The 14,031-nt window shown below is 40.4% G+C and carries 6 protein-coding genes and 1 pseudogene; 1 reads left to right on the top strand and 6 read right to left on the bottom strand.

The features are described from left to right. Positions 1-1,930 precede the first annotated feature (1,930 nt). The 6 genes and pseudogenes from corA to HBA_RS03425 all read right to left on the bottom strand — a co-directional run. On the bottom strand, positions 1,931-2,881 hold the full coding sequence (gene corA, locus HBA_RS00705) for a magnesium/cobalt transporter CorA (RefSeq protein ID WP_097032147.1): 951 nt from the start codon (positions 2,879-2,881) through the stop codon (positions 1,931-1,933). Positions 2,882-3,219: 338 nt separating this feature from the next. Then, positions 3,220-5,382 (bottom strand): DNA helicase II, encoded by a 2,163-nt coding sequence (gene uvrD / locus HBA_RS00700; RefSeq protein ID WP_097032146.1) that lies wholly within the window; start codon positions 5,380-5,382, stop codon positions 3,220-3,222. An 82-nt stretch (positions 5,383-5,464) separates the two neighbouring features. Further along, a complete protein-coding gene (gene yigB / locus HBA_RS00695; RefSeq protein WP_097032145.1) occupies positions 5,465-6,181 on the bottom strand; it encodes a 5-amino-6-(5-phospho-D-ribitylamino)uracil phosphatase YigB in 717 nt (238 codons plus the stop codon). 1,547 nt (positions 6,182-7,728) lie between these two features. Then, positions 7,729-8,553 (bottom strand): diaminopimelate epimerase, encoded by an 825-nt coding sequence (gene dapF / locus HBA_RS00690; RefSeq protein WP_097032144.1) that lies wholly within the window; start codon positions 8,551-8,553, stop codon positions 7,729-7,731. 121 nt (positions 8,554-8,674) lie between these two features. Beyond that, a complete protein-coding gene (lptM, locus tag HBA_RS03435; RefSeq protein ID WP_157774237.1) occupies positions 8,675-8,857 on the bottom strand; it encodes an LPS translocon maturation chaperone LptM in 183 nt (60 codons plus the stop codon). A gap of 713 nt (positions 8,858-9,570) precedes the next feature. Further along, positions 9,571-11,576: pseudogene (locus tag HBA_RS03425) on the bottom strand (class I adenylate cyclase); the annotation flags it as partial. Between the two features lie 610 nt (positions 11,577-12,186). On the opposite strand from HBA_RS03425, the gene HBA_RS00675 reads away from it, so the two are divergent. Further along, complete coding sequence (locus tag HBA_RS00675; protein WP_097032142.1) at positions 12,187-12,411, top strand: hypothetical protein; 225 nt, start codon at positions 12,187-12,189, stop codon at positions 12,409-12,411. The last annotated feature ends 1,620 nt before the right edge of the window (positions 12,412-14,031 follow it).

Genomic DNA, 14,031 nt, shown 5'->3' with positions numbered 1-14,031 from the left:
TTTGTTGCACATCTAAAATTCATCCTAAACGCTTTTATGAGTTACGGGTTTTGTGGTTTCATTAACTAATTAGTCGATAAATATCATGTGCCATTGAGGTCAGATCTAATAATATGAATAATATGGTGAAAAACTTCGAGTGATATGTAGTAAAATATGCGATGATAATTAGTTATACTGCATGATTTATTAATTATTAATATGATTACCTAGGAATAAAAGTGTTTGTTTCGATATAATTTTATAATGCGCATTTATAATTGCGATTTAACCATAATTTAAATACCAAGTTAAGCCTATATCTTAACAACATTCCGATAATTTAGCTATTATCCATGATATATAGCTTATAATGCTTGCATTAACAATTTCTTTACTAGCAAAAATTACTTTGCACACTTATTTTGTCGTTATAGACGATCAGTTTTAGTTACGGGGTAAATTGCTTAATAACGCAGATCAAGACGGTAATTAACTACGCGTGATCTCACGTTTACTTGTAAACCGTTGCGGCAGCCAAGATCTGGCTAGTTTACTTAGTAGCGACTTTGTATCGTATCTGGAATTTATCCATGAGAGAATCTACTAACCTAGTTTGCGTGGCCAGCGGCAACCTCAGCGCTTACAACGTCTCATGTATTTTGGTTAGCGTGTACCACCACTTTCGTTAGCAACAGTTTTAGAAATTACCTCCAATACAATTTGTTAAGAATGAAGTCTAACACTATCACAAACTATATGCAGACCATCCTTTAGAGTATTAAAATAAATTACTTAGCACATAATAAAATTATTTTATTACAATTACTGTTGTTGCTTCTATCATATAACATTTCATAATATTATATGAACATAATAAGTTAAAACTAAAATTTAGTGATTAAATATAGTTTTATTTTAATCCGTGTATTGATCGTTTGCCTAACCTTTGATTTACCAATTTTTCATACTCACTTATTACTGAACCAATGGTTACGTTCACTCTTTGAACAGATGTTTTTATTGTCTCTCATATTGTGTTTAATCTTGAATTAGGCTAGAAGCCAACAAAACATAAAAAGCACGAGACACACCTGACATTTTGTGCTATAAAATCTAGTGGCAATGTTTTGCAACGTATATTTAGAAATGTTTATTGACCCAAATTGGTAATAGGTTCTTATTGCCAGGATAATTTATATTATCAGCACGTTGCTATTGTCAAGCAAGGAGTAGCAAAGCAAAAAGCCAGGTGACTGTTTGATGCACGTGGGAGGCGATTGATATGTAAAAACATCCCCTGTAACTAGTGCTAAGCAACAAAAATTTGTGGCGCGCGCAGAACTGCATAAAATTAGTCGTATTATTTAGTCACTACCATTTATTTAGTAAATTAGTTGATAACTTAAATACACTCTTTCACAGCATGCTTTTGTGACTTAGTGGCTTACTTTATTAGTAAGTTAGCTCCCCGTCTATTGCAAATTAATAAATATATTGTCTTCCATGTAGACTCTTTTACGCTGTACTTTGCGGCATCGGTATTTTAGTATTTTACTATTACTAATCTTTAAGTTTATAATCTCTGTGCTATTTAGATAACCAAAATATTCTATTCATCTAGGAATATCAATCACTAGACTAAAAGTACGTTTCAGCTATTCTTTTTAAGAAATTGCGGAGGTTTGGTTCACAGCAGTTTATCTTTTTCGAGTAATTATTTTACTTTTATTCTGTATTGTGTATTGCAAAAAATAGACATCAACGCACAAATAGATGTGCAAGATGTTGATCGAAATCTTCTGAGTGCTCATACTTGCATTTATTGTCTGTGACGCGCATTTACTTGCTTTGCGTTCCGCAATACCATGCTCAGTTTCTACTTAATCATTATACTTTTTCTTTCATTGCATTGTTTTTAGCTTTTGTTATTACTCTGCCGGTCAAAAATCTATAGCCAGTTATTACGCTTAAAATATAAATAAGGAGCTAATCCAGCCAGAACCATCAACATAATGGCACCTGGATAGCCAAAAGACCATGCTAGTTCTGGCATGAACTCGAAGTTCATGCCATAGCTTGAAGCAACTAGAGTAGGTGGTAGAAACATCACCGACACTACCGAAAATATTTTAATGATGCGGTTTTGTTCTATGTTAATAAACCCCATTGCTGCCTGCATCAGGAAGTTTACCTTCTGAAAGAGCGATTCATTATGGGGTAACAGAGACTCTATATCGCGCAGGATCTCCCTAGCCTGCTCAAGTTGACCTGACGGCAACCGAGTTTTACGCACTAGAAAATTTAACGCTCTCTGGGTATCCATTAGACATAGCCTTACCTTCCAACCAACGTCCTCCAGCTCGGAGAGGGTGGAGAGCGCACTGTCATACTCATCCCCCTGGTGGCCGTCCATTATTACCAAGCTTAAAGCTTCCAGATCACTGTAGATATTCTCTATTGCGTCTGCCAACTGCTCGATCTTGGTTTCGAATAAATCTAGTAAGAGTTCATAAGCATTGCCATCAATCAGCCTCTGGCTACGAGTGCGCATTCGGTACAAACGAAATGCCGGTAGTTCTCTCTCGCGCAAGGTATAAAGTCGGTCATCACGGATTGTAAATGCTACGGTAGCGTTACCAGCATGATCTTCAGTATCTGCATAAAAGAAGAAAGAGTGAATATGCAGCCCATTTTCATCCTCGAAGAAACGAGCAGATGCTTCGATGTCTTCGAGTTCTAAACGCGTTGCTAAACTTTGGCCCAGTTCGTGATGTACCCGTTCGCGCTCATCATTGTTGGGCTCGATCAGATCAACCCATACCGCTTCAGGCAGAGTTCCCAACTCATCGACGTCAAGGCGCGACAGACGATGGTTTTTCAGTTGAAATGCGTTAAGCATATGCCCTAGTTTCCTTCAGGGTAACAAACGGGAAACGCATTAGATCAAAAAATACATAATCAAAATCCACCGCCAAGATTCCGATCATCAAAGGTACAACTCCCCGCGACACTAAACACGGCCCGCTGGTCACCACTAAGTCAACCAGCGCTGGAGGCAGCTTTGTGATGTATATCTATTATCAACATAATTATATAGTTAGTATCTACTGGTGGTGTCTAAGGCGTAATCCTATTCCTAATAAGAGTGCGCGCATGTTACGCCGAGAAGAAAAAGTCTGTCAATACGTGAAAAAACTGTTGGGATATTATTATCCATATATAATAACTTAAAAGCAGTTAAACCGTTTCCAGTCGAGCGTAAGTTGCCATTAGCCATTTAATTCCTTGATCTTGAAACGCGATTTGTAGCCGGAAATGCTGGCCACTACCTTCCAAATTTATCACCGTTCCCTCGCCGAATTTTGGATGACGCACTCGCTGTCCAAGGCTAAAGCCACTGTTGTTTCCGTTTAGAAGATGGCCCATGTGTTGTTGACTGACTGAACAGGTTACACTAGCGCGCAGACGAACTTCTTTGACACAAGACGGCGGCAGTTCGCCAACAAAGCGAGATGGCCGATGATAAGCTTCTTTGCCATACAGTCGACGGTGCTCTGCATAAGTGATTGTTAGATTTTTCATGGCGCGGGTAACGCCAACATAGGCTAAACGGCGTTCCTCCTCCAGCTGTTCTTTTTCGTTTAGCGACATTTTGCAAGGAAACATGCCTTCTTCCATACCAACGATAAACACCTGGGGAAATTCCAGCCCTTTGGAAGCATGCAGCGTCATTAATTGCACCGCATCTTGATATGTATTGGCTTGCCCTTCACCGGCTTCCAAGGCAGCATGAGCAAGGAATGCCTGCAGTGGTAACATATCCTGATTTTTATCGTTGTAGTTAAACTGATAGGTAGCGGTGACAAGTTCTGCTAGGTTTTCGATACGTGCTTGGCTTTTTTTGCCTTGTTCCTGCTCGTACATTCTCCACAAACCAGATTTTTTGATCACCAGATCGGTTTGCATATGCAGAGGTAGTTCTGCTGTTTCTTCTGCTAGAGCATCGATACATTCTAAAAATCGTTGCATTGCTACAGCGGCCCGGCTAGCCAGAATATGTTCAGTGAGCAGTGCGCGGCTGGCCTGCCATAGCGTCAATTGCCGTTCACTCGCGGTTTGTCGCACCACGTCGAGAGAGCGATTTCCGAGGCCGCGCACCGGCGTATTGACTACACGCTCATAGGCCGCGTCGTCATTGCGGTTAGCGATAAGACGTAAGTATGCGAGCGCATCCTTAATTTCTTGGTGTTCAAAAAAACGGATACCTCCATAAATACGGTAGGGCAAACCAGTTTGTAGTAGCGCTTCTTCCAGAACTCGGGACTGAGCGTTGCTACGGTAAAGAATAGCGCAGTCCTTGAGTGCTCCGCCCTGTTCCTGACTGACCTTGATTCGATTGGCTACAAAGCGCGCTTCGTCTAGTTCGTTAAAGGCGCAGTATAGAGTGATTGGTTCGCCATTGACGCCTGCTGTCCACAAATTTTTTCCTAGGCGTCCATCGTTGTGAGCTATAAGAGCATTTGCAGCCTGCAAAATATTGCTTGTAGAACGATAATTTTGTTCTAGACGTATAGTCTGCGTGCTAGGAAAATCATCCAAGAAACGCTGGATGTTTTTTACTTGTGCTCCTCGCCAGCCGTAAATTGATTGATCATCATCGCCAACAATCATCACATTACCGTCATTTCCTACGAGCATACGTATCCATGCATATTGTATTTGGTTGGTATCCTGAAATTCGTCAACTAAAATATTAGAAAAACGCTCACGATAATGGTGCAGAATATGCGGCTTATGTAACCACATTTCATGAGCTCGCAGTAGTAGCTCAGCAAAATCTACTAACCCAGCACGGTCGCATGCCTCTTGATAGGATTGATAAATACGTTGCCAGGTAACTTCGACTGAGTTGCCGTAACTTTCCACATGCTGGGGACGCAATCCATCGTCTTTTTTATTGCTAATGTACCACATCGCCTGTCGCGGCGACCATCGTTTCTCATCGAGATTCATTGTGCAGATGAGACGTTTTAATAAACGTAGCTGATCTTCGCCGTCAAGGATCTGAAAATTTTTTGGTAGATTTGCATCCTGAGAATGAATACGAAGCAGGCGGTGGGCTAGTCCATGAAAGGTGCCGACCCACATGCAGTTCTGGCTGCCTCCTAGTAGATGTTCGATACGGTAGCGCATTTCCACAGCCGCTTTATTTGTGAAGGTCATAGCCATGACCGAATGTGGCGAGCAATGTTTAACTGACAACAGCCAGGAAATGCGGTGAGCTAGCACTCTGGTTTTGCCGCTGCCGGCGCCGGCTAGTACTAATACATTACCGCGTGGAGCCACTACTGCTTCTCGTTGCTTATCGTTCAATTTATTCAGTAAATTTAAAACACTCATGAGTAGCCTTTAAAATACATATGGTGAATGCCACAATTAAGTGACAGCAAAATACTCGCCATTTATTTTAATGACATGTTGATTATAACAAGGCCGTCAGGCATGCCAACCGCGAAATTTCTAAATGTGGCAAGAGGCGTGCATTAGTTGCAGTAGCGAAATTACCGCCACGATTGTTGATCCAACAGGCTTGCATCCCGTATCGAATGGCACCGTTGATATCCGCTTCTAAATCGTCGCCTACATGCAGAATACTATTGGGAGGTAAATTAAGCCGTGTCACCGCCAGTTGATACATGTCTTGCAATGGCTTGGCACGCCCGTCGGGGCCGGCACGCAAAATATAGCAAAAATATCTGGCTAGACCACAGGCCTCTGGGGAAGCATTACCATTGGTTATTGCCACCAATGGCAATCGGGCGCTTAGGGCCGCTAATGTGCTATGGGTTTCCGCTGGCACGTCTATTTGACTGCGCCAGTGCATAACTACTTGCATGGCTGCATCGGCACCGACCCGTGCCTCGTGTTCGCTGAGCCCAGCGTTACGCATCGCTAGTTTGATCGCGCGCCAGCGCCAATAACTCACATCGTGGTATATATCCGGTTCGCTATGACGCAATTCATGGCGCAATTGCTGATAATCATCTTGTTTCAGTTTGCGTAGTGCTGGGTGGTAATTTTGTAGAAACCTCACTGACTCTTCTTCAGTACGGGCTATTACTGTTCGATTATCGTACAGCGTATCATCAAGATCAAAGGTTAACGCGCTAAGCGCTCGAAGAGGTCGATAAAAATACATCAAGGTTTTCCCCGGTTGCTTGTGGGTGCATGACATATTACAACGATGTCAGAGGCGAGAAATCAAGATAAGTATAGATTTGTGTGGACCTTGTGTTAAAGTTAGCATGATTATGCAGCTTTCACACTGCGCGCTGTTGTCTTATGACTAATAATAGTAGAAGTAGCGTAGCTTATGTAGCTAGGAATGTAACTATTAATCTTCTGCTTAGCGCCATATATCAGAATTATTTTTCTACAAGTTAAGCAAAGACATGTGTTATGATTCCGCGATAAACAATGCATCTCACCTTGGTGTAAATGTACGCATTGCCTTGGTTAGCTTTTATTAGCTAAGCCAATGTGATAACTACAATAAAAGTTAGTGTAGGCTGTCTCTTGCTTTTGCTTATCATCTGTACTTTGTCGTCGCCAAGATCAAGTTTGGCGCAATTGAAACCAATTAGCTACGCCAGCTTTATAGTTTACAACTATGCATTACATCAAGTATTTTACGATCGCTAAATGTAAGCATATCGATGATGTGAATCATGTGTCTTAGTAGATGTCAGTCGTGGTGTAACGAAAAAATCTGGTGCCAGGTTTGCTATTAATATAATTGATTATTTGCTTAATTAGTCAGGAAACTATTCAACATAAAAGCCGTAGCACATATAACTTATGTTAGCTGCATCTTCTGGCATTTGTCACTCTCTTGGCCAGCAAGCCAAATTTAACTTTACTTCGAGCTGTCCATGGTAATGATAAACGATAGTAGTCGTGTATAATAATTTTTCTGTGTTTTGGCGTTTTGTTTCTTATATTAGATGGTAGATAATGTAGGGAAGCATATTCACACCTCTGTATCCGCAGTAAAGAGCTATTGTTAGTTATGTTAGTAGTGTATTACCTGGTTGTTTCAGCAGGCTAGGTAATACCGTGGTCAACTGCTGTAATAACATCACCTTATCACCAATTTAGTCTGGGTAATACTAGACTTTCATGGTTAGTACAACATCATCATTACGAATGAACCGATATCTTAAAGTTAACGATATGGTGACGGATCCTAACTATCTAACTTGTGGGGGATAGTATCAATAATTTTAGACCGTTAAATTTGCTGAGATAAGGATTCCTTATCAGATACGTTGTGGATTCGCAGCTATTCGATCGCGCGGCGTATCGGCGATAAAATGCGTGAATTTAAAATAGAGCGCTCAACTACCATTGGTGGTCGCTCTAAATGAAACTGTAGATTGGTTTTAAGCGCTTAGTCCCATTTTGAGTTTTACTGAGTCCGTTTGCAGGCGATTAATGAGCTTTTTACCGACAGATACGGCAGTGTGCCGATGCTAAATTGCACAGTCTCAGCAAACGTTAATACATCAGTTTATTTATGTTCTTTTGTTATATCAAGTAAATTATGTTGTCTTCTGATTTTAGGTGTGTGCAATTTGCTGGCGCCACAGTTCTTATATCATGGGGAGACGCAAACGCGCATCTTTTAGATGCAAAGGTTGTTTGTCGTCCGCTCTTGCGTCTCGCACGTCTGTTCATTAACTATGCTCATAGATAAATAAATCCATCATATATATGGGTGGCTGGCCCGTTCATATACAACGGATGACCTGGTCCGCGCCAGCTGATGAAGATAAGGCCGCCAGGAAGTTCTACTTGCACTTGTTCGGCTAGTAGGCCCTGCAAGATTCCCACTGCGACAGCAGCACAAGCCCCGCTGCCGCAGGCCTGGGTTTCACCAGCCCCGCGTTCATATACCCTCAGTCGTATATGTTCGCGGTTTAACACTTGCATGAAACCGATGTTGGCTCGTTCTGGAAAAAGCTCATGACTCTCAAGTATCGGTCCGAGCATTAAAACTGGAGCGTTTTCAATGCTGTCCACGACAATCACGCAATGTGGATTACCAACAGACACTACGCCGCACATCACCTTTTGTTCCGCCACGCGAATCAGATAGTTTTTTTCAGTTTTAGCGGCGCAAAATGGTATCTGCTGTGGATCAAAAATTGGCTCACCAACATTGACACGCACCATATCGTCATCGGTGACGGTCAGTATCATACGTACCGTCTTGGTACTGATGTGAATATCGTTTTTTTTTGTTAGATTCTTCATGCGCACAAAACGAGCAAAACAGCGGGCTCCATTGCTACATTGCGCTACTTCGCTGCCGTCCGCGTTAAAAATACGATAATAAAAATCCAGTTTTGGGTCATAGGGCGGTTCCACCACCAAGAGCTGATCAAACCCCACGCCACAACGTCGGTTTGATAGACGACGAATTATTTCAGGTGAGAAATAAACATTTTGTGTCACTGCATCCACGACCATAAAGTCGTTACCCAGGCCGTGCATTTTAGAAAACTTCATATTCCACTCCCACTTAGTATATACTATAATGCAACACAGCACTCTTGTTGACAAAATACATTCTGCGCAATTACGATTGTTTTGTCTCGATTCCGATGCGGCATTTTTTGCTGTTATCTTATTAGAAGGCAAAATATCTCGTAAACTGGGTTACACATACTGGGGGGGGCGAGGATTGTTCATGCTTTTGTTCGCTTGTATCCTTGTTTTCTGCCTTCGGAAAATACAGTGGGCCTTTCAGGCCACAGCTGCATATTCCCATCAGCATTAACATCAACGCTATTTTGTGCGATTTGCTTTTCATGTTACTTTTATTATTCCGTTTTATTCATTTTATTTAGCTCCTTATTATCGCAGTGAATATATAAGTTCATCAAGAATCATTGTCGTGTTGAAGTGGTGTTACACAGTACATAAGATGTGCGCATAGACTGCGTGCTCATCGGTAAATTAAGTTGCTGCGCGTTTTTTTTTGCCAGCGGAGGATCGCTATTTTCAAACTGGATAGCCGTACAAAATAGGATAGCGTGCTGCGTCGGAACTATCCGATCTTAATACAGCAATTAAGATTAAATAGCTTAATAAAACCGAGACAAATAAAAATTAATGAAAATAAAAGCCAAAGGTGAAACGATTGTGGGCAGTAGAGTATAATCATATGATGTCGATAATTAGTTCATCTTTTGCTTCTTTTTTAATCAAGATTATTTAACCCGATTGATTTCATCAAAAGATAGATATTAAATATTTTGTCAGTAGTATTGTTTTCAAAAAGAACATAATAATATCTGTGCTAACAAACTAGTCTACGACCGGCGGTAAATTGATCTTCTCGATCTCGGTATGGATGAATAGTCCATAAAGTTTATTGCGGAAAATAAATCGTAAATCTTCACCGCGTTTTCAGGTTTGCATATCTAAGCGTTTAGCGCTCAAAAGACAACTTTTAGGTTTTCCTCACCTCTTCTTAGCTTACCGATTTGAAAACGCTGTATTCTTACGGATTCTGTATGGATGTAGCTCAATATATTCTGAAATTAATTGCTTGTATTTTAGTGCGGATAATTTAGCTTGAGCATGAGCTATAATAAAACATAAAACATTTCTACCGTATCTGGGGGTGTTTTGATGCATTTTGCTAAGAATAGTTTGGAATACTTCCAGTATAGACTGCATGATCTTAAAATGTGGAGTGTCCATTTCATTCCACAAGTTTCGATATAGCAAATCAATTTTGTCTACTAGACACAGTTGCTGCTGGCATAAGTTAAAACATTTAGTTTGAGGGTATCAGAATTTATCACTTGGTTACATCATGTCATGTGGTTGGATTCTTCCATATTGATATGATCGCTAGATCATAAATTTCACTTGGCTAGAAGCACGTTGGCGGGCAGTGCAGCCAACTGTAATAAAAGGTAAAATAGATTGTCGATATCAGTTCATGTAGTGTAGTGTAATCGCGAATATCGTTGCTTTTAGTAAAACTTTAATCTAGTCAGTGAACAGTTAGCTAAAATAACTAACTACACAACACCAGTTGATTAATATAATAATTATATTTTACAGTGGTTGGTGGCTGATAATAAAATTTATTGCCGGAGATTAGATTGTACAAATACTAGTCAATGCGTTGAACACGGCCTTGAGGTGCGTGTGCGAACAATATCATATTGCGGTTATGTCAGATCTGGTGAGATCTGTGGATTCAGCAGCATGCTGCTTTTACTAGGAGGCACCTCGAATACCGTATATAGCTTTTGGGTTAGCACGCCGATATCTTTTAGATTAGCGCTAACGTCCAAGTTGTTGCGGCGTCCTAACCGGATCAGATTGTTGTAACAATGTACCATCGCGTCTAGCAACTCGTTATGTGCTTTGCACACCTTTTCTATTTTCCAGTTAGCGCGATCGTCCAATATTTTTAGTTGCTCCTTATCCCAACCCCAACTCTTTACTAGTTTAGTTAAAATTTCCCGTCGCCAGCCGGCGGCGGCTGTTTCTTGCGATAATTTTTCGCATACTTTTATATAGAAGCAGCAGTGCACTATATTTAGCCGGGTCATATCGTTTATCTGTGTCAGGTAGTAAGTCACCCTTTCTAGCATCATGCAGTAGGGATCAAGGCCGAAAGATACTATTTTGCCGTCATGCAGTTTCTGCTTAATTTTCATGGCTAGCAGTTCGGTCTGAGGATATTCCCAAGAATAAGCTTCTAGAAGTAGAGTTTTTAGCACCGCCTTGTAAGGCGAGTCGATGTTTTTATGCAACTGCCACAAGCTAGCGTTAGCATACTCTTCCGCGGAAATGGTGCGTAGACCTCCTAAATCTAGCCACTCGTTTGGCGTCAGTGCACCGCTAGCGTACAGTGATAGAACATATTCATCGTAATAATCTTCTTTATCGCCTGGCACCATGTTCCATAGGATGCGTTTACCGCCCATGCGCACCGCGGTGCTATAAAATTCATTCAATAATAAGATATGTTGGGTGGAACCGCAGGCCTTCCCACCAAAATTGGCACGGGCATTATGCCTAAAACGATTTTCATCTATCAAGAAAAAATTGACGTTTACTTCTTGGCGCGCTGCCCACTGCTCTAATAAGTGACACTTGCTCTGCAAGTGGGTGCGTTCTTTGTTGTCCAGCCAGGACTGGTGACACACCCATATGTCAAGATCGGAATTAGCGTTCTGGCCGATAGAAGAAGTGCTACCCATTGAGTAAACGCCGGTGATCGGCTGCCGCTCGCCGTTATCTGGCGCCGACACCCCCTCGCTAGGGTAGTAGCCGATGTCATGAAGCCAGGATCGTTGTGTTTTATTAAGCGAATAAAAACAGATGCCGTGAGGTACATGACCGTCTAGATAACCAGGAAGCATCGGATGGTGAATATGTAGTAAAGTTGGCAGCATAATATATACGTGTTGAAAATTTAGCCCAATGTCTGCCAATGCTCGATCCACCCGAAGATGGTTAATTGTGTCTAACCTGTGTTTCAACGTTTGTATGTAACAGTACAAAATGTTTCGCTTGATTATTCCAATGTTAAAAAACTTTTTATTTTACCCAACTGCTTAATACTACTGGCATTATATGCGAGTAAAAGCTACAAACATAATTAATAGAATAATATTAATTGGCCGTAAGAAAATCAAGATATTTACCGAGTAAAGCACTTTTGCTAACGTTAATTTATTAAGCCTTGATTTACATCTATCTTAGTTATTATCAAAAACTGAAATTTTTTACGATCGATGTTAAAATGACATATAAATAACCAAATTGGTAATGTACATGCAATAAATTTCTTAGAATCGCTACCCGGCAGCTCCCTGATGGTTGTTTTTAACAAGAAAGCATGTTGGTTCTTACCTTGATGCATTGTTGCTTCATCATGCATATTTGGAGGTATGATATTAGTGGCTTATAATTATTTTGTGGTTTAATGATGATTTATTAGCTATGAATGAAACCCGGAAATGATAAATTATTTATGAGGATATTAAATGTTTTTTCTAGTACATTGTGCCGATATTGCTGTCTTTTTGATGCAGTACTTTAACAACTTCGTTTTTAGATGGTTTAGGGACTTGCGTTCTGTGCAATCTAGATGATCCGTGCACGGCTTTTGTGAGTTTGCATGAAGGCATACTTGCACGCGTATTGCAGCCAGTTGTTTCTATCTGTATTTGTGCCTTATTTGACGGCGAGGAAATAAGGCTGCAGGGTTGTGGTGAGTTCGCCGAACGGAGTACGACACTGTCGTTATTAGATTTTTCTCAAGTGGTAATTGAACAAAACTGGGCGAACAAGGTAGCAGCGCTGCAAACTCGTGTGGTATTTACCATTGAGTAATTTTATGCCCGTTTTCAACGCTCGGTTGGATTCTTTTGAAATATCTCACCACTAAAACTGCCTTCCGGTTATGAGTCGTTTTTATCGGATTACAACATGTGTTTAACGATATTTGGTAATATATAGTGCATTATTTCTTCAATTGTAGCCGGCTAAATTGTAACTATAAGACGGCGTATATCGCGCTGTTTAATTATTTAAGTAAGTTTTGCCGAGTAGTGGGATTGCTATCCCAGACTATGAAAAAACTGATAAGGATTTTATCCGCTTTTATCTGTACTGGTACTTATCGATAAAAGCGAGCACTGATTATGCGTAGCAACTGCGTAGGGGAAGAGCCGTAATAAGATTCGTGCCAGCGTGTCTTACAAATAACTATTACCAATAGCTCTGGCTAAGCAACCTGATACATTTGATTGCAGAGTAGGGTGAGCAAATGTGAAGGCTGATCAGCTATACGCTAATCATGGGTTATTGATCAAGAGTGAATGTTACAAAAAATGCTATACTTTAATACTTGTATACTATCAACGATAGTATGATAGCGGCAATACGAATAGTGTTAATATCTAACGTTTAAATGCTTGCCCACCTAATGTGAGAAAGCCTGATATCGCCTCATATTTAACATAGTAAATAATAATATAATAGATAAGCATTATGTTCTAAATTTTATAAGACAATTCAATATTACGGTACACACTACTTCAACAATCTTGCTGAATGTGCGTTTAGGAAACGTATATAACCTGCATGTTTTTATCTTGCTTTACGGCGACAACGATTTTTATCCCCCTATACTTTCGTTTACACGTCGTGGTACGGGCCTTCATCATTGCCATATTGTGCTGTAGATTGTGCACTTAACATCTACATCTCCAGCGTAAGGTGCCAGGCAAAATGCATAAACAAGAGATCTAGTGCGTACCTACAGGTAAGATTAAAGGCATTAAATCAGAAGTAACAGATCCAATGTCAATAACATGATCTGTTACGAGTACTAAAAAAACAAACACATTACTTCACCTGGACATCACAGGTGTACCTAGTACAGGATGTTGGACTTGAAGAGAACCAAAAAAATAAACCAACAGCACATCCGGACTAAAACTAATACGTAACTACTGCAATTGATAAATTTAAGGTAAAAGGTCAAACAAAAATGGTGTAGCTACCGAGCTATCGTACTGCCGTTGTGTTGCTAAAACACATTCATTTTAGTCAGGCTTAAACAAAGATCCCAGCGTGATCAAGATAGGCGCAGCGTAATTATTGAGGATGTTAATAAGTTATTATGCGTAAGCTACATAATGTGTTAGGCGCTATCTTAGCAAACTGAACTAGCTGACTAGCCAAGCAGATCAGCTTTAAATGACAAATAATAACAAAGACTGGATCTCCTATTAATAACGTCAGCGCTGCATGAACGTAAGTCAATGCAAGAAGTAAAGGTAAAAATCTTAGCAAAATCGGCATCCATTTATAAACGATTTAATTATCGGTACCGCATACAGGTGGGGAGGGCTACAATCAGGCAAATATTAGCTTTTGCATTTCTATTATTTTTGCTTCCTAGGCTAGTGCTACATTATCAAAGCATGAAAATTACTCGAAGTATTT

The sequence above is a fragment of the Sodalis endosymbiont of Henestaris halophilus genome (genome assembly GCF_900161835.1).
Taxonomy (GTDB): Bacteria; Pseudomonadota; Gammaproteobacteria; order Enterobacterales; family Enterobacteriaceae.
The sequence above is the reverse complement of the archived record's forward strand: the minus strand, read 5'-3'. Positions and strand labels throughout refer to the sequence as shown.

Coding starts and splice junctions, on each gene's coding strand:
- corA (WP_097032147.1), bottom strand. CDS start 2,881: ATGCTTAACGCATTTCAACTGAAAAACCATCGTCTGTCGCGCCTTGAC.
- uvrD (WP_097032146.1), bottom strand. CDS start 5,382: ATGAGTGTTTTAAATTTACTGAATAAATTGAACGATAAGCAACGAGAA.
- yigB (WP_097032145.1), bottom strand. CDS start 6,181: ATGTATTTTTATCGACCTCTTCGAGCGCTTAGCGCGTTAACCTTTGAT.
- dapF (WP_097032144.1), bottom strand. CDS start 8,553: ATGAAGTTTTCTAAAATGCACGGCCTGGGTAACGACTTTATGGTCGTG.
- lptM (WP_157774237.1), bottom strand. CDS start 8,857: ATGAAAAGCAAATCGCACAAAATAGCGTTGATGTTAATGCTGATGGGA.